At 75.5% G+C, this 24,493-nt stretch carries 20 protein-coding genes; 12 read left to right on the plus strand and 8 right to left on the minus strand.

All coding sequences use genetic code 11. The features are described 5' to 3' along the window. Positions 1-27: 27 nt before the first annotated feature. The 3 genes from AC27L3_RS12100 to AC27L3_RS12110 all read right to left on the minus strand — a co-directional run bounded on the left by AC27L3_RS12100 (position 28) and on the right by AC27L3_RS12110 (position 2,546). Positions 28-1,062 carry a M4 family metallopeptidase gene (locus AC27L3_RS12100; protein ID WP_487234013.1) on the minus strand — a complete coding sequence of 345 codons (1,035 nt, stop codon included), beginning with the start codon at positions 1,060-1,062 and terminating at the stop codon, positions 28-30. A gap of 192 nt (positions 1,063-1,254) precedes the next feature. Next, positions 1,255-1,938, minus strand: a complete 684-nt coding sequence (locus tag AC27L3_RS12105) for a UdgX family uracil-DNA binding protein (protein WP_487234014.1) — start codon at positions 1,936-1,938, stop codon at positions 1,255-1,257. Positions 1,939-2,012: 74 nt separating this feature from the next. Beyond that, the gene (locus tag AC27L3_RS12110; protein ID WP_487234015.1) at positions 2,013-2,546 is read right to left on the minus strand and encodes a TerD family protein; all 534 of its coding nucleotides are present in this window, start codon (positions 2,544-2,546) and stop codon (positions 2,013-2,015) included. A 192-nt stretch (positions 2,547-2,738) separates the two neighbouring features. On the opposite strand from AC27L3_RS12110, the gene AC27L3_RS12115 reads away from it, so the two are divergent. Both AC27L3_RS12115 and AC27L3_RS12120 read left to right on the plus strand, forming a co-directional pair. After that, complete coding sequence (locus tag AC27L3_RS12115) at positions 2,739-3,770, plus strand: hypothetical protein (protein WP_487234016.1); 1,032 nt, start codon at positions 2,739-2,741, stop codon at positions 3,768-3,770. 51 nt (positions 3,771-3,821) lie between these two features. Then, a complete protein-coding gene (locus tag AC27L3_RS12120) occupies positions 3,822-4,979 on the plus strand; it encodes a methyltransferase (protein ID WP_487234017.1) in 1,158 nt (385 codons plus the stop codon). Positions 4,980-5,036: 57 nt separating this feature from the next. Here AC27L3_RS12120 and AC27L3_RS12125 read toward each other — a convergent pair whose 3' ends face one another. Next, positions 5,037-6,029, minus strand: a complete 993-nt coding sequence (locus tag AC27L3_RS12125) for a trypsin-like serine peptidase (RefSeq protein ID WP_487234018.1) — start codon at positions 6,027-6,029, stop codon at positions 5,037-5,039. 304 nt (positions 6,030-6,333) lie between these two features. Here AC27L3_RS12125 and AC27L3_RS12130 point away from each other — a divergent pair, with 304 nt between their 5' ends. Together AC27L3_RS12130 and AC27L3_RS12135 are read left to right on the plus strand one after the other, a co-directional pair. Further along, positions 6,334-7,320 (plus strand): GlxA family transcriptional regulator, encoded by a 987-nt coding sequence (locus AC27L3_RS12130; protein WP_487234019.1) that lies wholly within the window; start codon positions 6,334-6,336, stop codon positions 7,318-7,320. Positions 7,321-7,387: 67 nt separating this feature from the next. Further along, the gene (locus tag AC27L3_RS12135) at positions 7,388-8,722 is read left to right on the plus strand and encodes a flavin monoamine oxidase family protein (protein WP_487234020.1); all 1,335 of its coding nucleotides are present in this window, start codon (positions 7,388-7,390) and stop codon (positions 8,720-8,722) included. 23 nt (positions 8,723-8,745) lie between these two features. Here AC27L3_RS12135 and iscX read toward each other — a convergent pair whose 3' ends face one another. Then, a complete protein-coding gene (iscX, locus tag AC27L3_RS12140) occupies positions 8,746-8,940 on the minus strand; it encodes a Fe-S cluster assembly protein IscX (RefSeq protein ID WP_487234021.1) in 195 nt (64 codons plus the stop codon). A 498-nt stretch (positions 8,941-9,438) separates the two neighbouring features. Then, a complete protein-coding gene (locus tag AC27L3_RS12145; RefSeq protein ID WP_487234022.1) occupies positions 9,439-10,053 on the minus strand; it encodes a TetR/AcrR family transcriptional regulator in 615 nt (204 codons plus the stop codon). 116 nt (positions 10,054-10,169) lie between these two features. On the opposite strand from AC27L3_RS12145, the gene AC27L3_RS12150 reads away from it, so the two are divergent. Further along, the gene (locus AC27L3_RS12150) at positions 10,170-11,039 is read left to right on the plus strand and encodes an NAD(P)-dependent oxidoreductase (protein WP_487234023.1); all 870 of its coding nucleotides are present in this window, start codon (positions 10,170-10,172) and stop codon (positions 11,037-11,039) included. A 193-nt stretch (positions 11,040-11,232) separates the two neighbouring features. Beyond that, positions 11,233-12,483, plus strand: a complete 1,251-nt coding sequence (locus tag AC27L3_RS12155; RefSeq protein ID WP_487234024.1) for a cytochrome P450 — start codon at positions 11,233-11,235, stop codon at positions 12,481-12,483. Between the two features lie 4 nt (positions 12,484-12,487). Here the strand turns inward: AC27L3_RS12155 and AC27L3_RS12160 are convergent, their stop codons facing one another. Then, the gene (locus tag AC27L3_RS12160; protein ID WP_487234025.1) at positions 12,488-13,234 is read right to left on the minus strand and encodes an acyltransferase; all 747 of its coding nucleotides are present in this window, start codon (positions 13,232-13,234) and stop codon (positions 12,488-12,490) included. 144 nt (positions 13,235-13,378) lie between these two features. Between AC27L3_RS12160 and AC27L3_RS12165 the strand changes: the two genes are divergently transcribed. From AC27L3_RS12165 to AC27L3_RS12185, 5 genes are all read left to right on the plus strand, one after another. Further along, positions 13,379-13,927: a L,D-transpeptidase gene (locus tag AC27L3_RS12165; RefSeq protein ID WP_487234026.1), complete on the plus strand. Its 549-nt coding sequence runs from the start codon at positions 13,379-13,381 to the stop codon at positions 13,925-13,927. Then, positions 13,924-14,517, plus strand: a complete 594-nt coding sequence (locus AC27L3_RS12170) for a TIGR03086 family metal-binding protein (protein WP_487234027.1) — start codon at positions 13,924-13,926, stop codon at positions 14,515-14,517. The genes AC27L3_RS12165 and AC27L3_RS12170 overlap by 4 nt, the downstream gene beginning before the upstream one ends. 116 nt (positions 14,518-14,633) lie before the next feature. Then, positions 14,634-15,596 (plus strand): hypothetical protein, encoded by a 963-nt coding sequence (locus AC27L3_RS12175; protein WP_487234028.1) that lies wholly within the window; start codon positions 14,634-14,636, stop codon positions 15,594-15,596. Between the two features lie 8 nt (positions 15,597-15,604). Next, complete coding sequence (locus AC27L3_RS12180; RefSeq protein ID WP_487234029.1) at positions 15,605-16,324, plus strand: hypothetical protein; 720 nt, start codon at positions 15,605-15,607, stop codon at positions 16,322-16,324. Beyond that, positions 16,305-17,198 (plus strand): inositol monophosphatase family protein, encoded by an 894-nt coding sequence (locus AC27L3_RS12185; RefSeq protein ID WP_487234030.1) that lies wholly within the window; start codon positions 16,305-16,307, stop codon positions 17,196-17,198. The genes AC27L3_RS12180 and AC27L3_RS12185 overlap by 20 nt, the downstream gene beginning before the upstream one ends. 9 nt (positions 17,199-17,207) lie before the next feature. Here the strand turns inward: AC27L3_RS12185 and AC27L3_RS12190 are convergent, their stop codons facing one another. Then, positions 17,208-18,434 (minus strand): ArsB/NhaD family transporter, encoded by a 1,227-nt coding sequence (locus AC27L3_RS12190; protein WP_487234193.1) that lies wholly within the window; start codon positions 18,432-18,434, stop codon positions 17,208-17,210. 64 nt (positions 18,435-18,498) lie between these two features. On the opposite strand from AC27L3_RS12190, the gene AC27L3_RS12195 reads away from it, so the two are divergent. Further along, positions 18,499-24,480: a WD40 domain-containing protein gene (locus AC27L3_RS12195; RefSeq protein WP_487234031.1), complete on the plus strand. Its 5,982-nt coding sequence runs from the start codon at positions 18,499-18,501 to the stop codon at positions 24,478-24,480. Positions 24,481-24,493: the final 13 nt, after the last annotated feature.

A 24,493-nucleotide genomic window follows, 5' to 3' on the forward strand; every position in this document is an offset into this window, starting at 1 on the left:
ATATGGACGGGCCGGCCTGTCGATCAATCACCCGACGTTGACCGCGGCCCAGGCGGCCCCGACCGCCGTGTGCTGCGCACTGCCCGTTCCGTAGAGGTCCGCGGCCGCCTTCAGCGTCAGGTCGCGCGCGCCGTGATAAGTGGTGTCGGCGCGCATGGAGGTGGTCAGCGCGCGGTACCAGATCCGCGCCGCCGCCTCCCGCCCGATGCCGGCGACGGGCCTGCCGTCGTACGTGGGGCTGTCGTAGACGACGCCGTTGATCACCTTGCGGCCGCTGCCCTCGGCCAGCAGGTAGAAGAAGTGATTGGCGGGCCCGCTCGCGCTGTGCACGTCGAGCCGCTCGATGCCGGGGTACCAGTAGTCCTTGGACCGCCCGTCCCAGGACGGCCGGTCCATGCGGCGGTCGACGTGGTCGCCGGTGACATCGGTGCGTTCACCGAAGAGGTAGTCGCCCGGATCCGCCGGGTTGTTCGCCGCGAACTCCACGGCCGCGGCGAAGATGTCGCTCGTCGCCTCGTTGAGCGCACCGCTCTCGCCGCTGTAGGCCAGGTTCGCGGTCGCTGCCGTGACGCCGTGGGCCATCTCGTGCGCGCCCACCTCGATGCGGAAGAGGTCGTTCGGCCGGCTCGCACCCGAGCCCCAGACCATGCAGCCCCTGTCGTCCGCCCAGAATGCGGTGGCGTAAGCGGTGCCGTAGTGGACCTGGCTGCACCCGCCGGAGCCGTCGCCGCGCACGCCGCGGCGGCCGTGGGCGGTCAGGAAGTAGTCCCACACCACGGAGTTGATGTAGTGCGCGGCCACGGCGTCGGCCTGCGCGGCCCCGTCGCACCAGCTGTTGTCGTCGTCCGTGACCAGCTCGCCCCGCCCGGTGGTCGCGCCGCGCAGGTCGTACGTACGGTGGTGGCCGCGCACCGGGTCGTCGAGCTGCCAGCGGCCGGTGGTGGCGTTCTGCGTGGTCTCCAGCGGCACCCGGCCCACGCCGGTGCCGCAGCCCGTGGCGGCCGTACGGGCGGCGCCCGCCGCGGGCCGGGCCTCGGCGGGCGTGCCCAGGGCGCTCGCCACGAGCGCGACCGCGGCACCCGCTAACGCGGCCGCACGGACACGGTGGCGTCTCGGGCGCGGGCGGGACGGACGGAATGAACGGAACGAGGTCATGGGAAGCTCCCCCTTCGGCGACGCCGGACCGGCGGCGGTGGACGCGGCACCGCCGAGCCTGCCACTGCACCCGACGGGTTGTCAGGAGTGATGCACGCTTCAAGCGTTCAGCACGCCCGCCGCGACCCGCAGGTCCGCCACCAGCCCCGCGTACGCCGCGGCCCGCGCCTCGGCGTCGGCACGCAGCACCGCCGAGGGGTGGATCGTCGCCACCAGCACGCCCGCCCCCTCCCCGCCCTCCTCGCCGTCGAGCGCCGGCATCGGCAGCACGATGCCGCGCTGCTCCGTCACCCGGAACGACGGGCCGAACAGCGACTTGCCGGCCGTCGCCCCCAGCGCCACCACCACCTCCGGGTCGATCAGCTGCAACTCCGCCCTGAGCCAGGGCCGGCACGCACTGATCTCGCGCAGGCCGGGCGTCTTGTGGATGCGTCGCTTGCCCCGCTCCGCCTGCTGGAACTTGAAGTGCTTGACGGCGTTGGTGACATACGCCTCCGCCGGGTCGATCCCCGCCTCCTGCACCGCCCGCCCCAGCACCCCGCCGGCCGGCCCCACGAAGGGCCTGCCCTGCCGGTCCTCCTGGTCCCCGGGCTGCTCACCGACCAGGACCAGCCGGGCCGAGGGCTCGCCCTCGCCGAAGACCGTGCCCGTCGCGTCCCGGTACAGCGGACAGCCGTGGCAGCCGCCGGCCGCCTCGCGCAGGGCGCCCAGGTCGGCACCCTCGGGGACGAACGGCGAGGCGTCGTACGCCTCCCCGTCCTGTGCATCGCCGCGTCGCGCCATGGCCACCTCCCGCCCCCAGTGTCCCCCCACCACGGTCCGGCGGCACGGCGGAGCCGCCGGACGGCCCCGCGGGCCTACTGCCCCGGGCGCGCGCCCAGAACCCTGGCGAACGTGGCCGGGTCGGCGTCGAAGCCCCGCACCCCCGGCCGGAACACCCAGTTCCCCGCCGCGTCCCGGGCGAACTCCGCGACGACCGCCGCCGTCGCACCGGCCACCGCGGACAAGTCGTCCGACGCGAGCTGCGCATACCCCTCGCGCACCCGCACCCCGGTGCCCGCCACCTCCCCGAACGTCAGCCGCCCGGCGCTCTGCTGGATCATCACGCCCACCACCACGCGCACGTACCGCGGCGCGAGCCGGTCCAGCTCCAGCGTCATCACCTCGTCGTCGCCCAGGCCCCGGCCGTCCGTGCTGTCCCGGTCGAGCGCGATGGTGCCGTCGGGCGAACGGCTGTCGAAGTGCACCAGATAGGCCGGATCGCCGTACGGATCGTCCGCGGTGAACGTCCCCGCGATCAGGTCCAGGTCGTGCGCCGCCGTACCCAGCGGGCTCGGGTCCCACCGCAGCGCCACCTCCACGCGCGCGATGCCCTTGCTCAGACCGCTCACCACAACTCCCCTCCCGTGTACCGCCGTCGGGCCCCATGGTGCCACGCGTCCCGTACGGCGGCGCCCCGTCCGGTTTCGACGACGGACGAACACCGGTGACCGCCGGCCCCCGCACCCCGCACGATCCGAACACCGTCCGAGCACCATCCCGGCCGGCGCCTTCGCCGCACCCGACGTCGCAAGGAGAGCGCAGTGCGCAACCGCTTCCCATCCGAGCGCCCGGTGGCGCCCGGGGTACCGGCCGGGACCACCGCGGCCGTCGCCGTCTTCGACCGGCGCACCGGGACGTTCACCGAACTCCTCCACGCCCGCACGCCGTTCCGCTCCGCCTCCGTGGTCAAGCTCCTCATCGCCCTGGACCTGCTGTGGGAGCGCGGGCCCGCGTACACCGTGGACGAGGAGGACCGCGCCCGCCTGGAGGTCATGCTGCGCAGCAGCGACGACGGCGCCGCCGGCCACTTCTGGGACCTGTGCGGCCAGGGCCGCATCGTGCGGCGCATGGCCGAGCGGCTCGGCCTCGCCGACACCGTGCCCCCGCCCGGCAGCCACCCCGGCTTCTGGGGCTACACCGCCCTGTCCGCGCAGGACACCGTCCGCATCTACCGGTATCTGCTCGACGAGGCACCCGCCCCGGTCCGCGCCCTGGTCATGGGCGCCCTGCACCGGGCCACGCGCTGCGGCACCGACGGCTACGACCAGAACTTCGGCCTGGCCGCCGTCTTCGACCGCCCCTGGGCCGTCAAACAGGGCTGGTCCGGCTTCCCCGCACCCCCGCGGCCCCGCCGCCCGCCCACCGGCCCGACCGCCGGCCTCGACCTGCACCGCCCCGCCCTGCACACCACCGGCACCGTCGGCCCCGGCGACCGCGCCGTCGCCGCCGTGCTCACCCTCCACCCGCCCGGCACGCCCTACGGCGCCGCCTGCACCGCCCTCGGCCGCATCACCCGCGGCCTGCACCTGCCCGGCGCCACCCGCCTCGCCGGCACCTGGCTGGGCACCCGTGGCCCGCGCGCGCCCGTGCGCACCGGCCCGACCGCCCGCTCCGCCGTCCTTGCCGCCCTGCCCGCGGGAGCCGAGGTCCTGGTCGGCTGCCAGCGGCGCGAACGGCCGCCGGGCGCGGCAACGGCCATCTGGTGGGCCTACCTGCCGGCCTACGGCGGCTACCTCGCGGCCGAGGCCCTCCACGCGGGCGGCGGCCCGCTGCCGGCCGTGCCCACCTGCTGAGCGCGGGCGACGGCCCGCGCCGGGCGCCGCCTCGGCTAGCCTGAGGGCACGATGAACCGTTTGACCACGTCACAGGGCCACTACGAGCTCGCCCGCTTCCCCGAGGACCCCCGCGACACCCTGCGCGCCTGGGACGCGGCCGACGAGTACCTGCTGCAGCACCTCCAGGGAGCCGGCGACGGCGAGCCGGTGGACCTGTCGGGCACCGTCGTGGTGCTGGGCGACCGCTGGGGCGCCCTGACCACCGCGCTGGCCGCCCACCGGCCCGTCCAGATCAGCGACTCCCACCTCGGGCAACAGGCCACCCGCCGCAACCTCGCCCGCAACGGCGTCGACGCCGGCGCGGTGCGCCTGCTGTCCACCCGGGACGTCCCGCCCGACCGGATCGACGTGCTGCTCGTCCGGGTGCCCAAGAGCCTGGCCCTCCTGGAGGACCAGCTGCACCGCCTCGCCCCCGCCCTGCACGCCGGCAGCGTCGTCGTCGGCACCGGCCGGGTCACCGAGATCCACACCTCGACGCTGCAGCTGTTCGAACGGCTCGTCGGCCCGACCCGCACCTCGCTGGCCGTCAAGAAGTCCCGGCTGATCTTCGCCACCCCCGACCCGGACCTGGTGCGCCCGGCCAGTGCCTGGCCGCACCGCTACACCCTGCCCGGCGGCCTCGGCGCGGCCTCCGGCATGGCGGTCACCAACCATGCGGGCGTCTTCTGCGCCGAGCGCCTGGACATCGGCACCCGCTTCCTGCTGGAGCACCTGCCGCGGCGCACCGGGGCCGAGCGCGTGGTCGACCTCGGCTGCGGCAACGGCGTGGTCGGCACCGCCGCGGCCCTGGCCAACCCCGCCTCCCACGTCGTCTTCCTCGACGAGTCGCACCAGGCGGTGGCCTCCGCCGAGGACACCTTCCACGCCAACGCCCCCGCGTCGGCCACCGCCGAGTTCCACGTCGCCGACGGCATGGCGGACGTGCCGGCCGGCTCGGTGGACCTCGTGCTGAACAACCCGCCCTTCCACTCCCATCAGGCCACCACCGACACCACCGCACGGCGCATGTTCGCCGGCGCCCGCAGCGCGCTGCGCCCGGGCGGCGAGCTGTGGGTCGTCGGCAACCGGCACCTGGGCTACCACGTGCGGCTGCGCCGGCTCTTCGGCAACTGCGAGGTCGTCGCGAGCAACCCGAAGTTCGTCGTCCTGCGGGCCGTCAAGGGCTGACCCGCCGCGCGCGGGTGCCGGCCCCGGGCACGGCCCGGGGCCGGCACACCGCCTTGCTCAGCTGCTCTGCACCTGGTCGTACAGGTTCTTGATCTCGTCGCCGAAGTACGGGCCGAACATCCGGTTGGGCCAGAAGGTGTAGCCGAAGCTGTTGACCGACGCCTGCAGGCCGGTGCCGGTGGACTCGTCGAACGACGCGAACCACGGGCCGCCGCTGGAGCCGCCGGTCATGTTGCAGCCCAGGCCGTGGTCCTTGGTGAGCAGGAAGTCCTTCGAGGACGTCCCGCTGCAGTAGATGAGCTTCGTGCCGTCGTACGGGGACGCCGCCGGGAACCCGAAGGCGTACATGGTGGTGTTGTAGGCGCCGTTGAACTGCACGCCCTGGGCGCCGACGACGTCGGTGAGCCGCTTGCCGTCGAGCGGTGCGACGACGGCCGTGCCGACGTCGTAGTTCATCTCCTCGCTCGCCACCCACTGCGGGGTGGAGGCCGTCTTGGTGGCCGCCCACTTGCCGTAGGGCGCCTGCCCGTCGTGGTAGCCGGGGACGAAGACCCAGTCGGTGTGCCAGGCGCCCTGGTACTTCACGCAGTGCCCGGCGGTGATCACCGTGCTGCCGTTCCGGCTGGTGACGGCGTCGCCGGAGCAGGAGGCGGTGCGGTTCTGGAAGGTGAAGAACACCCGGCCCGAGGTCTTCGTCACGGCGCCGCCGCCGGTCCACGGACCGCCGGCCTGGGGGGTGGTCCGCATCTGCGCGACCGTGCGCACGGCCGGTGCGGTGGGCGGGACGCTCGTCACGGGGCGCGTGGAGGCAGGCGCCGTCAGGGCGGTGCGTGCGGTGCCCGGCACGTCGAGGGGGGTGGCCGAGCGCATCCGGTCGGCGGTCCAGAAGTCGGCGGCGCGCTGCTGGGCGGCCGTCGAGGCCGCCGCGGGGTGCACGGTGGCCGGCGCGCTGCCGGCGGCGGCGCCGGCCGGGGTGGCCTGGACGCCGGCGGTGAGCAGGACGCCCGCGGCCAGCAGGGTGCCGGCGCAGGTGGCGTAGGGACGTCTCACGCGTACTCCTTCTGCCGAGGGGCCGCGCACGCCGCGCGGCGCGGCCGTGGGGGGCCGGACCGCCGGCAAGGGGGTCCGGGCAGACGAGTGGTGCGGATTCGACGGTGCGTCAGGAAGGGTGCCACGGAAGGGAAGATATTGACAGGGGCGCGTCAAAATTGTGCGGGGGAGTGCAGCGACCCCGGAGCACTGCGCTCCCCGCGTGAGCGGATTCGTCTGTTCGGCCGCCGATGCGATCAACCGATGGGCCACTTGTCGGAGCGTTACCGTGGCCCGGGCGGAAGGTCGCCTACCGTGTGCGCTCATGGAGACCTGGGTGCTGGTCGCTGACGGCACGTTCGACACCGGGCTCGCCTCGGTCCTCGACGTCCTGCACACCGCGAACGACCTGCGGCACGAGCTGCCGCAGCCCCCGCCCCCGTGGCGGGTGACCCGCGTCGGGCCCGGCGGCCCGGCCCGCACCGCCGCGGGCCACCTCGTCGAGACCGTCGCCCCCGGCGACGCCGATCCCCCCGGCGTCGTCGTCGTGCCCGGCATCGGCCACCGCCGGGCCGATCCCCTGCTCCAGTGGCTCCAATCGCCCGAGCGCGAACCCGCCTGCGCCCTCCTGCGCGACGCGCACGCCCGCGGCGTCCCCCTGGCCGCGGCCTGCACCGGCACCTTCCTGGCCGCCGAGAGCGGCGTGCTCACCGGCCTGCCCGCCACCACCAGCTGGTGGCTCGCCCCCTGGTTCCGCCGCCGCTACCCGCTCGTGGCCCTGGACGACGACCGCCTGCTCGTCCACGCCCCCGGCGTCACCACCGCCGGCGCCGGCACCGCCCACCTCGACCTCGCCCTGGCCCTCGTACGCCAGGTCTGCCCCGCCCTCGCCGCCCTGACGGCCCGCTACCTCCTCGCCGACCACCGCTCCACCCAGGCCGGCTACGCCCTGCCCGGCCACCTCGCCCGCAGCGACCCCACGGTGGCCGCCTTCGCCCGCTGGGTGCGCGAACACCTCCAGGAGCCCGTGCGCATCGCCGACGCCGCCCGGGCGCTCGGCACCAGCGAACGCTCCCTGCAGCGCGCCGTCGACCGCACCCTGGGCGTCGCCCCCCTGCGCCTGACCCAGCGCATCCGCCTGGACGAGGCCGCCCACCTGCTGCGCACCACCCGCCTGCCCGTGGAGGAGGTCGCCCGCCGGGTGGGCTACGAGAACGCCACCACCCTCACCACCCTGCTGCGCGAACGCCTGGACACCACCCCCGGCCGGCTGCGCCGCCAGGCGCAGGCCGTGGGGCCGGGCACCTGCTGACACGGCGGTCGTCGTACGGTCGTACGGCCGTCGTACGACCAGGACCCGTGACCCGAGGAGTGCCCCGATGCCCCGCAGCGGCCCCCGCCCTGCCGAGACCACCGACACGCTCGTCATCGGAGCGGGAGCGGCCGGGCTGTCCGCGGCCCGGGAACTGCGGCGCGCGGGGCGGGCGGTGACCGTCCTCGAAGCGCGCACGCGCACCGGCGGGCGGCTGTGGACGCAGGAGTGGCAGGGCCTGCGCATCGACCTGGGCGCCTCCTGGATCCACGGCGTGACCGGCAATCCGGTCACGGCCCTGGCCGCCGAGGCCGGTGCCGCGACGGTCGTCTACGACGTCGGCACCCTGGACTACGCCACCGGCGAGGGCACCGTCGTCTACACGGCCGCCGGCCGCCGCGCCACCGGTGCCGAAGCCCGGCAGCTGCGGGACGACGTGCGCCGGGCCGGCCGGGCCCTCGCCGCCCTCGCCGGCAAGGCGCCCGCCGACCGGTCGCTGGCCGACGGGCTGGAGGAGGTCCTGCCCGCCCTCGGCCTCACCGGTCCGCGCGCGGCGGCGGTGCGCGAGGCCCTCGGCCGCATGGCCGAGGACGACTGGGGCGCGGGCGCCGGCGAACTGGCCCTCGCCGCCCTCGCCCTCGGCGAGGACCACGAGGGCGCCGAAGTGGTCTTCCCCCAGGGCTACGGGCAGCTGACGGACCACCTGGCCGAGGGCCTGGACGTCCGCCTCGGCCACGTCGTCACCCACGTCGACCACGGCGCTGCGGACGGCGTCGTCGTCCGCACCCGCGACCACGGCACCTTCCGCGCCCGCCGGGTGCTGCTCACCCTGCCGCTCGGCGTACTGAAGGCGGGCGACGTCACCTTCGCGCCCGCCCTGCCCGAGGCCAAGCAGCAGGCCGTGCGGCGCCTGGGCATGGGCACCTACGACAAGGTCTACCTCCGCTTCCCGCACGTCTTCTGGGACGACGCGGACCTCATCCGGCGCCAGGGCGGCGATGCGCAGGGGGCGTTCGCCAACTGGTTCAACCTCCACCGCGTGCTGGGCGCCCCGGTCCTGGTGGCACTGGCCGGCGGACCCGTGGCGCGCCGGCTGGAGGCGCAGGGCGACGCGGCGGTGGTGCGCGAGGCGCTCGCGGCCCTGCGCGGCCTGTACGGCGCGGCCGTGCCCGAGCCGGTCGCGCACCGCGTCACCCGCTGGGCCGCCGACCCGTACGCCCGGGGCGCGTACTCCTTCCCGGCCGCCGGGTTCCGGCCCGGGGACCACGAGGCGCTGGCGGCGCCGGTCGGCGACCGGCTGCACTTCGCCGGGGAGGCGACCAGCGCCGAGCACAGCAGCACCGTCCACGGGGCCCTGCTCTCCGGGCTCCGGGCCGCCCGCCACCTTCTCGCCGCCGGCTGACGGGGCGTCGGGGCGGCGTGCCTTCAGGTGGTTCTGTCGTCCCAGGCGAGCTGGATCGACTCCAGGATCCGCGCGTTGCAGCGCGTGGGGTCGTCGGCGAAGCCGTCCAGCCCGGCGGTCCGCTCGCGGATGTCGGCGAGACCGACGGCCAACGGCCTCGCCTCGGGGTGCTTCTCGGCCAGTCCGGCCGCGATCTTCTCGATGTCGCTCCAGAACATGGGCCGAGTCTGGCCGGACCCGTGCGCAAGGTCCAGCGCACGGCGCCCGTCAGGGGCGGGGGCTGTGCCGATCTTGCGGGTGCCGCCGCGCGCCCGCAGACAGGGTGCCGTGCTTCGCCCGGGCCTCGGGCTGGCGCGTCGACTGCGGTCCGTCGGTGGCCGATCGCGCCCACGCGGCGGCAGCCGCATATCGGTACTGCCCCGCGCCCCTACGGGGCGCCGTGGGCTGGTGCAGTGCCCCCTAGGGGCGCGGGGAACTGCGCGACAAGCCACGACGCACCCGCAGACGGGGTGCCGTGTCGCGCCCACGCGGCGGCAGCCGCAGATCGACAACGCCCCGCGCCCCTACGGGGTGCCCCGTCAGGGGCGCGGGGAACTGCGCGATCGGCCACCGATGCCCCGCAGTCGAACGCGCTACCCCGAGGCCCGGGCGAAGCACGGCACCCTGCCTGACGGGGCACGCGGGGTACCCCGCGACGAAGATCCGCCAGACAGACCCTAGAGGTACGTGCGCACCAGCCGGGCGAGGTGACGCCCCGCCGACAGCAGCGGCTCCTCGCTCCTGAGCACCTGCGCCGTCAGCTCCGCGCCTTCGAGCGTGCTGATGACAGCGCCCGCCAGCTCGTGCGCGGGGTCGCCCTCCAGCCCGCCGTCGCGCAGTTTGGCCGCGACCAGGTCCGTCCAGTGCCCGATGGCCTCGGCGCAGGCGCGCTGGATGGCCGGGGCGCGCCCGACGGTTTCCAGGGCGGTGGCGGCGACGGGGCAGCCCTCGGTCCAGTCGGACGCGCGCAGGGCGGTGGCCAGCAGCCGGGTGCAGTCCTCGATTGCGGCGGCGGGGTCCTCGGTGCCGGAGAGCGCGGTGGTGAGCATGTCGGCGAACTCGCCCTCGCCGTGCCGGATGGCGGCGACCGCCAGTTCCTGCTTGCCCCCGGGGAAGAAGTGGTAGACGGAGCCGAGGGTCGCCCCGGCCTCGCCGGCGATCTGCTTGATGCCGGTGCCCTCGTAGCCCTGACGCTGCAGCAGCCGGGCCGCCGCCCTCACGATGCGCTCGCGCGTGCCGACGGCGGCGTCCGCCGTGTCCGTCGTCTGCTGTGCCGCCTTGGTGGTGTGCATGGCCGAACTCTATCGGATAGAGCGTTCGTTCCAGTTTCTGTGCTACGTTGATCACTAAGTAGAGCGTTCGTTCTAGGGCGGCCCGCGCGGCCGTTCCTGTTGCCCGAGGAGAGACGTTGAGCAAGCAGGCTGTGACCGTCGTCGGACTGGGACCGATGGGCCGGGCGATGGTGGGTGCCTTCCTGGACGCCGGCCACCGTGTGACCGTGTGGAACCGCACGCCCGGCAAGGCCGGCGACCTGGTGGCCAAGGGCGCCGAGGAGGCCGCCACGGTGGAGGCGGCCCTCGCCGCCAACGAGCTGGTGATCCTGAGCCTGACCGACTACGACGCGGTGGACGCCGTCCTCGCGCAGGCGCCCGGCGCACTCGCCGGGCGGGTCCTGGCCAACCTCAGCTCCGACACCCCCGAGCGGGCCCGCGCCGCGGCGAAGTGGGCCGCCTCCCAGGGCGCCGTCCACCTCACCGGCGGCGTGCAGGTGCCGCCGCCCATGATCGGCAAGGAGGGTGCGGTCACCCACTACAGCGGCCCGCGCGAGGCGTTCGAGGCGCACCGCGCGACCCTCGAAGTGCTCACCGCCGCCGACTACCACGGCGAGGACCCGGGCCTGGCCGCCCTGTACTACCAGGCCCAGATGACCGTGTTCTGGACCACGATGCTGAGCTTCTACCAGGCGCTCGCCGTCGGCTCCGCCAACGGCGTCAAGGCCGCCGAACTGCTGCCGCACCTGTCCGGCATGACGGCGATGATGCCGCACTTCTTCGAGCTGTACGCCATGCACGCGGACGCGGCCGACTACCCCGGAGACGTCGACCGGCTGGCCATGGGGGCCGCCAGCGTCGACCACGTCCTGCACACCGCCGAGGACGCCGGCGTCGACGTCACCCTGCTCAAGGGTCTGCAGGAGGTCTTCCGCCGCGGCATGGGCGCGGGCTTCGCCGACAACAGCTTCTCCAGCCTGATGGAGGTGCTCAAGAAGCAGGTCTGACCCGAAGCGGCCGGTCCGGCCCCGCACACGGCCGGGCGGCACGGGGGCTCACACCTGCGGGTGCAATCCGGGGGTATTCGCGATTGCGGTGAATGCTCCCGCAATGAGCGGGAACAGCACCCTTGCAGGGGATCCCACCCGTGCTGCCCCGGCCGGCCGGGCGCGCGGGCGCGCCAGACGAGGGAGCGACGGCATGACCACTTCTCTTCCCGATCCGTCCTCCACCGGGGGCGCCCGCCCCGCCCGGCAGCCCGGCGCCGTCGTCCACGACTGGGCCGTGGACCCCCTGCCCGGACTGCAGTTCGACCCCTTCCTGCACCGCCTGCTGCGCGAGGAGCCCATCGCGCGGGTGCGGATGCGCTTCGGGGAGGGGGACGCCTGGCTGGTCACCCGCTACGAGGACGTCAAGACCGTCGCCTCCGCGCCCTCGCTCAGCCGGGCCCTGACGGTCGACCGCCCCGTCACCAGCATGACCCCGCACGTCGTGGCGCCCGCCGGCGGCATCGGGCGCACCGACCCGCCCGACCACACCCGCCTGCGCCGGCTGGTGGCCCAGACCTTCGGCCGCAAACGCGTCGCGGGCCTGCGGCCGCGGGCCCAGGAGCTCGCCGACCGGATGATCGACCGCATGGAGCAGCACGGCCCCCCGGCCGACCTCACCGAGTGCCTCACCGGGCCGCTGCCCGCCCAGCTGATCGGCGACCTGCTCGGCGTGCCCACCCGCGACATCGACCGGCTCCAGGGCTGGCGCTCGGTCATCCTCTCCAGCAACCACTCGCAGGAGCAGAGCGACGCGGTCAAGCGCGAGATCGCCGGCTACTTCCGCGACCTCGCCCGGCACCGGGCCGAGCACGGCGGCGACGACCTGTTCAGCGCGCTGGTCGCGGCCCACGAGCAGGGCGAGCTCAGCCAGCCCGAGCTGATCTCCCTGGCCGTCATGCTCGTCCTCAACGGCATGGACGCCGTGCGCAACCAGGTCTCCAACATGGTCTACGCCCTGCTCACCCACCCCGAGCAGCTGGCCCGGCTGCGCGCCGAGCCCGACCTGCTCCCGCAGGCCGTCGAGGAGCTGCTGCGCTACATCCCCCACCGCAACGGCGTCGGGCTGCCGCGCATCGCCACCGAGGACCTCCAGGTCGCCGGCACCACCATCCGCGGCGGCGAGGTCGTCTACGTCTCCTACCTGGCGGCCAACCGCGACGCCTCGGTCTTCACCGAGCCCGACCGGCTCGACCTCGGCCGCGACGAGGCCCCCAACCTCTCCTTCGGCCACGGCGCGCACTACTGCGTCGGCGCGCTGCTGACCCGGATGGAGGCGGAGGTGATGCTCTCCACCCTGCTCGCCCGCTTCCCCCGGCTGCGGCTGGCCGTGGAGGAGAAGGACATGCGCTGGCGGCAGGGCTCCATCAACCGCGGCCCCGAGGAACTGCCCGTCGCCTGGTGAGGCGTCAGGCCGGCTCCTCGCCCTCCTCCAGCCGGGCCAGCGCCATCAGCTGCTCGGCCGTGACGCCCTCCGGCACCGGCACCGGCGGGGGAGTGCGCAGCGGCGGCTGCCAGCCGTCCCGGGCGTCCCAGGTGCGCACCACGCGCGCCGGAGCCCCGGCCACCACCGCGTGGTCGGGCACGGTGCCCCGGACGACCGAACCCGCGGCGACCACGACGTTGCGGCCGAGCCGGGCGCCGGGCAGGATCACCGCTCCCGTGCCGATCCAGCTGCCGGGGCCTATCTCCACCGCCTCCCGGCGGGGCCACTGCTTGCCCACCGGCACCTCGGGATCGTCGTAACTGTGGTTGGTGGTGGTGACGTACACGCCCGGGCCGAAGAAGCAGTCGTCGCCGATCGTCAGCGGCGCATCGGCGATCACATGGCTGCCGCGCCCCAGGACGACCCCGTTGCCCAGCCGCACCAGGGTGTCCGGGCCGAGGTCCAGGCCGGGCATCATGCCGGCGGTCAAGGTCACGTCCTGGGCGATGATGCAGTGCTCGCCCACCTCGATCCAGCCCTCGCCGAAGACGGTGCCCTGCGGGAACGCCAGCCGCGTGCCGGCCCCCAGCCGGCGGAAGCGGTACGGGCCGGGGTGCGCGGCACTCACCGCCCCGGCCTCGCGGATCCACCGCGCGGCGCGGTGGACGGCCGCGGAGGCGGCCCGGCGCCGCCAGGCGGCCAGGGAGGTGGCAAGGGTCTGCTTGGGCACGGGCTCACCGTACTCAGCGGCGCGGCCCGCAAAACGCCCCGGGCCTGTGATCTTCGCCCCAGGGACGGGGCCCACGATCGGGTGACCCGGGCCGGGGCGTCGCGGCCGGGCGGCGACGGCGTTGCTAGCGTCGGCCGCATCGCCATGCTCCGTGTCGCACCCAGCCCCGGCCGCCGCGCCGCCGTCGCCTGCGCCGCCCTCGCCCTGCTCGCCCTCGGGCCCGCCGGGCGGGCGGAGCCCGCCCCGGCCGGCGCCGGCTTCCTGCGGTTCACCAAGGACACCCCGGACGACTCGCGCCTCGCCGTCGTCCGCCACGGGCGGGAGGTCGCCGTCTTCCGCGCCGGCTCCGGCGTCGTCCCGGACGACTGCGCCCGCGGCCAGGGGTGGCTGCCGGACGGCACGTACGTCCTGGGCGCGCACCACACCGCCTACGACGGCAGCCTCGTCAAGGGCTACGCCATCGAGCTCGGCAGCAAGCGCTGTCACGACGGCACCGTGCGCAGCCAGCTGTTCGTCCACAGCGAGATGACCCGCACCGGCGGCCGGGGCCGCGCCGAGAACCAGCGCTGGGACGGGCCCGCCGACTACACCTCCCACGGCTGCGTGAAACTGAGCCCGGCCGACATCAAGGAGCTCTACCGCATCCTCGACCGCGACGGCTGGCCGGGCACCCTGCAGGTGGTGCGTCCGTGACGGCCGGCGTGGAGTTCGACCTCGGGCCCGCGGCCCGCCGGACGGCCGGCCTGCTCACGGCCGTCACCGACGACCTGCTGACGGCGGCCACCCCCTGCGCCGGCTACCGGCTCGGGGACCTCGTCGAGCACATCGGCGGCCTCGCCGCCGGCTTCACCGCCGCCGCCACCAAGGAGGCGCTCCGGCAGGACGCCTCCCCGCCCCCCGCCGGGGACGCCTCCCGCCTCGGCGAGGACTGGCGCGTCCGGATCCCCGCCCGGCTGGCGGACCTCGCGCAGGCCTGGCGCGCACCTGCCGCCTGGCAGGGCACCACGCGCGCCGGCGGCGTCGACCTGCCCGCCCCGCTGGCCGCCCGGGTGGCGCTGGACGAACTGGTCGTCCACGGCTGGGACGTCGCCCGCAGCATCGGGGCGCCGTACGCGTGCGAGCCCTGGGAGATCGAGGCCTGCACGCAATTCGCCCTGGCGGTCGCCTCCCGCCCCGCACCGGGCCTGTTCGCACCGCCCGTCGAGGTGCCCGCCGACGCCCCGCCGCTGGACCGGCTCCTCGCGCTGACGGGCCGTGGACCCTCCTGGGCGCCGCCGCGCTGAGGAGCCGTCACCCCCGCGCGCAGCTGGCGCGGAACGTACTTTGCCGCACGTTCGTGCTGGCCGCCCGCCGCTTGTCGCTCCTACGATTGACGTAACCGGGGGAGAGGCTGGGGCACATGGCGCGCGGAGGCGCAAACCTGGGGCGCGGCATCGAGCATGCCGTCGCCTGGACCATCAGGAATCTCGACGGCGTCGTGGCCCTGGCCGCGGCGGTGACCATCGGCACGCTCGACATCTTCGGCAACAACTTCGACGACAACGTCACCTCGGGCGCCACCTTGCTGGTGCTGGCGGCACTCGTGCTCGGCACGCTGACCGAGCGGCGCCGCCGGGTCGCCGACATCCGCTCCGCCATGGACGGCACGCGGCACGCGCTCGAGGATCTCACCATGGTGCGCTCGCTCTCCGGCGCCGAGCTGGAATCGGCCCTGGACCGGGCGCGCCGCAGCACCGACCGCTGGGTCTTCAAGGGCGGCACCGGCACCTACCTGCGGGCCGTGACGCTGCCGGAGTGCGTGGAGATCGCCCGCCCGCAGCGGCGTTCCTTCACCGTGAAGATCGACATCGTCAACCCCGCCGACGAGCAGGCGTGCGCGGCCTACGCCCGCTTCCGGCAGACCTTCTCCCACCGCCTGCACACCGTGCCCGGCGGCACCTGGACCACCGAGCGCACCCGCAAGGAGTCCTACGCCACCGTGCTGGCCGCCTGCTGGCACCGCCAGCGCCTGGACACCCTGGAGATCGAGGTCTACCTCTCCTCCACCGTGCCCACCCTGCGCTTCGACCTGTCCTCCACCTGCCTGATCATCACCCAGGACGACCCCCAGCGCGTCAACCTGCTCGTCGAGCGCGACCGGCCGCTGTACGACTACTACGTCACCGAGCTCCACCAGAGCCGCGAACAGGCCCACATGCTCCAGCTCAACCGCACGCTGCCGCTGAGCGACGAGCCGACGGTCGACGAGGCCGTGCGGCTCTTCGAGCAACTGGGCCTGCCGCTCCCGTCCGCCTTCACCGACCGCGACGTCGGCGACATCATCGACAAAGCACTGCACGCGGAGAATCCCTACCGGAGGTGAGCTCCCCCGTGCGCAGCCCCGTGGACTACCGGCGGATCGCCCACGCCATGGCCGCCGGCCCGGCCGCCGCCGGCGAGCTGTACGAGGCCGCGGCCCTCGCCCTGACCGAGATAGCCGCCGGGCGGCGCACCCTGCGCGCCGTGCGGCACCCGCTCGGCTTCCTGTGCCTGCCCGTCCAGCGGGAGGGCGACCGCGGCGTGTGCGTGCACGTCTTCGACGACGACGCCCGCCGCACGGCCCCGGCCCTGACGACCTCGCCCGTCCACGCACACAGCTGGGACCTGGCCAGCTGCGTGCTCTACGGCGAGGTGGGCAACGTACGGGCCCTGGTGCGCGAGGTCGCCCACGATGCCACCCACCGCCTGTACGAGGTGCGCAGCACCGCCCCCGCCGCCGTCGGGGCACCGGCGTGGAACGACACCCCGGCCGTGGACGAGATCCGGCCGACCGCGCGCCTGGTGCGCTGCACGAGCGGCCCGCAGGAGACCAGCACCGCCGGCGAGGTCTACCGGCTGGCGGCGGGCCAGTTCCATGCGACGGCGGTGCCCGCCGGCACCCGCGCGGCCACCCTCCTGCTGGGTCGCACCCGCCCGGGGGGAGCCGACCTGACCGTCGGTCCGGTGCATGGCGCGGCCCACCGGGTGGTACGACAGACATGCGACGCCGCCACGACCGCCCGGACGGCCCGCACCGTCCTGAGGAGGATCCATGGACACCACGGCGGATGACCCGACACCGCCCGGAGCCGGCGGGCGGTTCGCGGCCGAGCACGACGTCGCCGTCGCCGCGGCCCACGAGGCCGGGGCGCTGCTGCGCTCGCGCTTCCACAGCCACTACGGCGTCCGGGCCAAGGGCGCGGACGGCGACGTGGTCACCGACCTCGACCTGCTCGCGGAGCGCCTGGTCGTGCGCCGCATCAAGGAGCGCTTCCCCGCGGACCGGATCCTGGCGGAGGAGGCCGGCGCCGTCCCAGCCCAGGGCGCCGCGGCACCGGCCGGCGGCGCGCGCACCTGGCTGGTGGACCCGCTGGACGGCAGCAACAACGTCGTCATCGGCCTGCCCGCCTACGCCGTCGGCATCGCCCTGTGCGTCGGCGGCTCCCCGGTCGTCGGCGTGGTGCACGACCCGGTGACCGACCGGACGTGGACGGCCTCGGCCGGCGGCGGCGCCTTCGGCCCGCAGGGCCGGCTCACCGGCCCCCGCCGGCCGCTGTCGCCCGTCGGGCCGCTGCTCGCCTGGACCCAGGGGCACGCCGTGGGCCGCTGCGACCCGGTGGCCGGGGCGCTCAAGGAGACGCTGGAGGTGCGCTGCCGGCGCGTCCTGCAGCTGTGGGCGCCCCTGCTGGCCTGGGCCATGCTGGCCCGCGGGGACATCGACGGCTTCGTCGGCTACCGCGCCGAGGCGATCGACCTGCCGGCGGGCGCGCTGCTGGCCACCGAGGCCGGGCTGGTCATCCGGTCCCTGGACGGAGGCGCGTTCCGCGGCGGGATGAACGGCCCCGACACCGACCGCAGCTTCGTCGCCGGCCGCCCCGAGGACATCCCCTACCTGCTGGAGATGGTGGCGGCCCGTCGGGTCGGCGGGCGCCGACTCGTGACGTGAGCAGCGCCCCTACGCGGCGCCGGTCGCGACGAGCGCCGCCACGGACGCCGCCAGCGCCCCCACGGCCAGCACCGTGCCCGTCGCCACGAACCTTCCCAAGGACACGCGCACGCCCTGCGCGTGACAGCGCTCGAACCACAGCAGGGTCGCCAGCGACGCCCACGGCGTGATCAGCGGGCCCACGTTCGTGCCGATCAGCAGCGCCAGCAGCTGCTGGTGGTTGCCCAGCGGAACCGCCGCCTCACCGGCCAGGTACACCGGCAGGTTGTTCAGTACGTTGGACAGCCCGCCCCCGACCGCCGCGGCCCGGAACATCCCCGCCGTCCCGCCGTCCGGCCCCACCGCGCGCGCCAGCAGCTCGTGCAGCCCGTGCACGTTGACCGTCTCCACCACCAGGAACAGCCCCGGTACCAGTACCAGCAACCGCCAGGGCACCAGCGACAGCCGCAGCACCGAGCGCCGCCGCACCGCGAACGCCACCACGGCCAGCGCGGTGGCGGCCGCCGAGGCCACCCACAAGGCGACCGCGTCGAGGAGGATCGCCAGCAGGAACCCCGCGCACGCCAGGGCGCACACCCTGAACAGCACCGGATCCCGCGGCCGGTGCACCGCGGGCGGTACGTAGGCGTCGGCGCCGCGCCGGTCGCGCCGCCAGTAGAACAGCCACAGGCAACCCATCGTCACCAGCACCGAGGCCAGCTGGGGCGCCCACATCCGTGCCGCCAGGCCCGTGGGGGAGAGCGCCACACGGTCGGCGGCCAGCAGGTTCGTCAGGTTGGACACCGGCAGCAGCAGGCTCGCCGTGTTCGCCAGCCACACCGTCGTCATCGCCAGCGGCACCGCGGCGATCCCCACCCGCACCGCCAGGGCCAGCATCACCGGCGTCAGTAGCACGGCGGTCGTGTCCAGGTTCAGCGTCACCGTCGTGACCGAGGCGAAAACCACGCACAACACGAACAATCGGGCATAGCTACCCCGCCCGGCCCGTGCCACCCACGCCGCCACCACGTCGAACACCTCGGCGGCGGTCGTCAGTTCCGCCAGCACGATCACCGTGCCCAGGAACGCCAGCAGCGGCGCTATGCGCTCCATCGCGGCACCGGCCGCGTGCACCGGCAGCAGCCCGCAGGCCAGCAGGAGCAGCCCCAGCGCCAGCATCCCGCCGGCCAGCCAGTCCAGCACATGCAGGCGTCGACGAATCCGGCCGGTCAGCAGACGTATGGAGCGCACGTGCATGAGCATGGCACACGATTCCTGCGAACACAGTGACCGGGCGGGAGCCGCTTCCTAGGATGGGGCCATGGTCGCACCCCAGGGAATCGACGGGCAGCACCGGCCGTTGGACTTCTTCGTCAGCTACTCGCCCGCCGACGAACACTGGGCGTCGTGGATAGCGTGGACGTTGGAGGAGGCCGGCTACCGCACGGTGCTGCAGGCCTGGGACTTCGTCCCCGGCACCAACTTCGTCGACTTCATGGACCGTGGGGTCAGCGAGTCCGCCGCCGTCATCGCCGTCCTCTCCCGCAACTACGAGCGCTCCCGGTACGGACGCATGGAGTGGCAGGCGGCCCTGCGCGCCGACCCCGACGCCCCCGAACGCCGGCTGATCACCGTGCGCGTGCAGGACATCCCCGTCGAGGGGCTGCTGGCCACCATCACCTATGTCGACCTCGTCGGCGTCCACGACGCCACCGCCGCCCGCGACCTGCTGCTGACCCGCGTCGCCCACGCCCTCGAAGGCCGCGCCCGCCCCACCCGCCACCCCGCCTTCCCCGGGCTGCCCGGCGGCGACGTCCGCCCCGCCGGCGCCCCGGCCCTGCCGCCGCCCCGGGACGGGCACGCCCCCGGCACCCCGGGCTGGGCCGGGCGCCGCCGGCCGGCCACCGCGCCCGGCTACCCGCGCGCCGGCGCCGACACCCGCACCCGGCAGTCCGTCAGCGTCCTGCACCTCGCCGGGCCCTGCTTCGGCCGCGGCGCCGACCCCGCCGACCTGCAGGCCACCGTCTGGAGCGACCTCGTCGAGCTCACCGACGCCGGCGCCCCCGCCCCGGACCTGCTGCTGGTCACCGGCGACCTCACCGCCTCCGGCAGCCCCCGCGAGAGCGACCAGGCACTGACCTTCCTGACCGGGCTGCGCTCCCGGCTGTCACTGGCCGCCGACCGGCTCGTCGTCGTCCCCGGCGGCCAGGACGTCAACCTCGCCGCCTGCCGGGCGTACTTCAACTACTGCGAGGCCGACGAGCTGCAGCCCCGCCCCCCGTACTGGCCCAAGTGGCGCCAGTACGCCCGGCTCTTCCGCGAGCTCTACCAGGGGCTCGACGTCGTCTTCGACAGCGACCAGCCCTGGACGCTCTTCCCCGTGCCCGCCCTGCGCACGGTCGTGGCCGGCCTCAACTCCTCGATGGCCTACAGCCACCGCCCCGACGACCAGTACGGCTGGCTCGGCCACGAGCAGGCCGCCTGGTTCGCCCAGGCCCTGCGCCCCTACGAGGCCGAGGGCTGGCTGCGCCTGGGCGCCCTCAGACACCCGCCCGAGGGCCGCCACCCGCTCGACGCCCGGCCCGAGCCCCACCCGGGCACCACCGACCGCGCCGGCGCCCCCACGGGCACCGGGCGGCGCACCGAGGCCGGCCCCCTGCGCGACACCGACGTCCTCGTCCGTCTCACCGCGCCCCGCCTGCACCTGCTGCTGCACGGCCCCGCCACCGGCCCCCGGCCCGGCGCGAGCCCGGACGCCGCCGGCGCCCTGCCGCTGGCCGCCCGGGAGCTGCCGGTGCTCGGCACCGCCGCCCCCGGCCGCCACCGGCTGCTGGAGATCACCCGGGAAGGTTTTACCCGCTGGCCGGAGAACCCCGGCGGCACCCCGCGCCGCTATGCCGTCGCCTGGCCCGGCACCCGCGGGGTCTTCGGCCCGCAGCAGACCGCCGCGCTCGCGCCCGGCACGGAGGACGCCACCGGGCAGGGCGGGACACCGGCGGACGGCACGCAGGCGCCCCCCACGGCCGACGCGGAGGCCCGCGCCGTCGAGGGCCCGCTGGAGTCCCTCGTCTCCCGCGTCGCCGAGGTCTGCCGGATCCGCCACGAGGGCGTCCAGCTGCGGCGCATCCCCGGCAGCCCGCCCTCCCTGCTGGTCACCTGGAGCGAGTCCGGCTTCGTGCGCCAGCAGCGCGTCGGCGTGTGCAGCGGCACCCCGCAGGCCGAGGACGTCGACGCCTTCATCGACCACGTGCACGCCTCCGGCGGCGACGTCGACGCCGAACTCGTCCACGACGGCCCGCCCCCCGAGCGGGCCCTGCGCGAACACGCCCGCCGCCGCGGCGTGCTGGTGCGCAGCTTCACCGAGTTCCAGGGCCTGCTCGACCTGCGCGCATACGTCGCCGCCCAGACCGAGCGGCTGAGCAGCGACCCCCAGTACCTGCCCGGCCTCTACCTTCCCCAGCGCTACCGCGAACTCGAGCGCCCCGGCGGCGCCGAGCGCGACGGCCTGGTCGACGACCTCGTGCAGCTCCTCGGCGCCGACCACGGCCGGTTCGTGCTGCTGCTCGGCGACTTCGGGCACGGCAAGACCTTCGCCATGCGCGAGCTCGCCCGCCGCCTGCCCGCCGAACTGCCCCACCTCGCGCCCCTGCTGATCCAGCTCAACGCCCTCGACAAGGCCCACTCCCTCGACGGCCTGGTCGCCGCGCACCTCGCCGGCCACGGCGTCGACACCATCGACCTGCGCGCCTTTCGCTACATGCTCCGCCAGGGCCGCGTCGTCCTGCTCTTCGACGGCTTCGACGAGCTGGTCAACCAGGTCAGCTACGACCGCGCCGCCGACCACCTGCAGGTCCTTCTCGACGCGGCCGTCGACAACGCCAAGATCGTCGTCAGCAGCCGCACCCAGCACTTCCGCTCCCAGGCCCAGGTGCTCACCGCCCTCGGCGAGCGCGTCGGCCTGCTGCCGCAGCGCCGCCTGCTGGCCGTCCAGGAGTTCAGCCCCCAGCAGATCCGCTCCTACCTCGTCAACCGCTACGGCGACGTCCAGGCCGCCGACCGCCGGGTGCGGCTGCTGGAGGGCATCCCCGACCTGCTCGCCCTGTGCCGCAACCCCCGCCTGCTCAGCTTCGTCGCCGACCTCGACCAGGAGCGGCTGCGCGCCGTCGCCGGCGCCGGCCGCGCCCTGAGCCCGGCCGGGCTGTACGAGGAGGTGTTCACCTCCTGGCTGCGCCACGAGGAGCACCGCGGCCAGGGCGCCCCCGGCGCCACCCCCGGCCTGAGCCTGGCCCAGCTGTGGCGGGCCGTGACCACCCTCGCCCTGCGGCTGTGGGAGAGCGGCCAGGGCGCCCTGCGCCTGGACGAGCTCCACGACGTGGCCGAGGCGCTGGCCGAACTGGCCGACAGCAGGCTCTCCGTGCCGCACGCCGCGCACGCCGTCGGCTCCGGCAGCCTGCTGGTGCGCACCGACGACGGCCTCTTCCGCTTCATCCACGGCTCCGTCGTCGAATGGCTCGTCGCCCGCGAGGCCGCGGCCCGTCTGGCCGACCCCGGCCAGGGCGAGGCCGACCTGCTCGCCCGCCGCCCGCTCAGCCAGCTCGCCGTCGAGTTCCTGTGCGACATCGCCGACCACCGCACCTGCCAGCAGTGGGCCGAACGCGCCCTGGCCGGCGAGGGCGAGGACGCCGAGGGCCCCACCGGCGAGACCGCCCGCGCCAACGCCGTCAAGATCCTCAGCCGGCTGCGGGTGCCCGCCCACACCGACCTGCGCGGCGCCGTCCTGGCCGGCGAGGACCTGTCCTACCGCGACTTCTCCGGCGTCGACCTCACCCGCGCCGACCTCTCCGGCGCCAGCCTCGTCGGCGCCGACTTCTCCGGCGCCGTCCTGCGCGAGGCCCGCCTCGCCGGCGCCCGCCTGGACGACGCCGACCTCTCCGGCGCCGACCTGCGCGGCGCCGACCTGCGCCGCGCCCGCCTGGTGCGCACCGACCTGCGCGGGGTGCGCGTGGCGGACAGCAGCTGGCAGCGCGCCGCCCTCATCAACTCCCTCACCGAGCCGGAGACCCTGCGCACCCCGGAGCTGCGCGTCGCCGCCGTCACCCCCGGCCTGCCCGCCGAACCGGGCCTGCGCCCCGCGGCCGTCGGCGTCCCCTACGGCTTCGACATGCGCACCAGCCGCCTGCCCGAGCCCGTCTCCTTCAGCCCCGGCGGCGAACTGCTCGCCCTCGGCAGCGAGGACGGCGGCGTCCTGGTGTGCGACGCCGCCACCGGCACCGCCCTGCGCACCCTGCACGGGCACACGGGCCGGGTGTACGCGGTGAAGTTCCGCGGCGACGTCCTGGCCACCGGCGGGGCCGACGGCACCGTACGCCTGTGGGACCCGGTCTCCGGCGCCTGCCTGCACCGCCTGAGCGTCCACCCCGACGGCGTCTGGCCCGTCTCCCTCGACCCCGGCGGCACCCGCCTGGCCACCGGCGACGCCGAGGGCCTGGTCACCTTGTGGGACACCGCCTCGGGCGCCGCCGGCCACCGCCTGGCCGGCCACCGGGCCCCGGTCTACACGGCCGTCTTCAGCCCCGACGGCTCCCTGCTGGCCACCGGCGACGCCGCGGCCTGCGTACGGCTGTGGGACACCGCCTCCGGCCGGCTCCTGGGCGAACTGCCCGGCCACCACGGCGCCGTCTTCCGCGTCCGCTTCAGCCCCGACGGCACGCTGCTGGCCACCGGCGACATGGGGGAGAGCGGCCGCGGCACCGTGCGCATCTGGGACGTGGCCGGGCGCCGGCTGCGCCACGCCTGCGCCGGGCACCCCGGGCGCGTCTACACCCTCGACTTCCACCCCGGCGGGCACCTGCTGGCCAGCGGCGACACCGAGGGCCGCGTCCTGCTGTGGGACCCGCTGACCGGCCGCGCCCAGGGGGCGCCGCTGGTCGTCGGCGGCGCCGTCTACCAGGTGGTGTTCGACCCCGAGGGCTCCCTGCTGGCCGCCGGCGGCAGCGACGGCTCCGTGCGCATCTGGCGCGTCGCCCCGCCCGGCGCGCCGGCCCCCGCCGGGGCCGAGCCCGGGGGCGCGCCGGCGGTGGCGCTGCGTCAGCAGCCCGCGGACCACCAGGGATCGGTGTGGGCCTGCCGCTTCCGGCCCCGGGCGGGCGCGGGCCCCTCCGAGGGCGGACCGCTGCTGGTCTCCGCGGGCAACGACGGCGTCGTACGGCTGTGGGAGACCGGCACCGGCCGCGGCCGCAGCATCCTGCGCGGCCACGGGCGCAAGGTCTCGCAGCTCGCCTTCAGCGCCGACGGCACCCAGCTCGCCGCCTGCGGCAACGACGGCGTGGTGCGGCTGTGGGAGCCCGTCACCGGCCGCTGCCTGCGCGAGGTCACCGGCCACAACGACCGCCTGGTCTCCGCGGTCTTCGCCCCCGGCGCCCCGGTGCTGGCCACCTCCAGCAGCGACGGCGACGTGTACCTGTGGAACGCGGCCAGCGGCGAGTACCAGCGGGAGATCGACGCCGAGACCGACCACGTCTGGGCCGAGGCCTTCAGCGCCGACGGCGAGATCCTCGCCACCGCGAACGACGACGACACCGTACGGCTGTGGTACCGCAGCACCGGCGCCCACGTCACCACGCTCTCCCAGCACCGCGGCCGGGTGCGCTCGATCTCCTTCACCGGCGACGGCACCCGGCTCGCCACCGGCTGCGACGACCGCATCGTGCGCGTGTGGGACCTCGCCGACAGCACGCTCACCGCCGAACTCGCCGGCCACGAGGACCGCGTCTACGCCGTGGTGCACGGGCCCGGGGACGCCTGGCTGGCCAGCGCCTCCTGGGACGGCACGGCCATCGTCTGGCGCGGCAACCTGCCCTGGAGACACCTGCGCGGCCACACGGGCCGGGTGTGGACGGCCGCCGCCCACCCCACCCGGACGCTGCTGGCCACCGCCGGCGACGACCGGACCGTACGCCTGTGGGACCCGCTCAGCGGCGAGGAGACCGCCCGGCTGACCGGCCACACCGGCCGCGTCCTCGCCCTGGCCTTCAGCCCGGACGGCACCCTGCTGGCCAGCGGCGGCGAGGACGGCACCGTACGGCTGTGGACCGTGCCGCAGGAGGGGCCCCCGACCGCCCGGGCCACCTTCGTCGGGGTGCCGGGCGGCTGGGCCGCCCTGAACCCCGCCGGCGGCTACAAGTTCGACGGGGACGTCGGCGGCGAGTTCTGGCACGTGGTGGGCATGTGCCGGTTCGAACCGGGTGAACTGGACGAGCACCTGCCAGGGGTGACGCGCCTTTCGGCCGACGCCCCGCTGTGACGGCCGGCACCGG

The sequence above is a fragment of the Streptomyces sp. PKA51 genome (assembly GCF_057552455.1).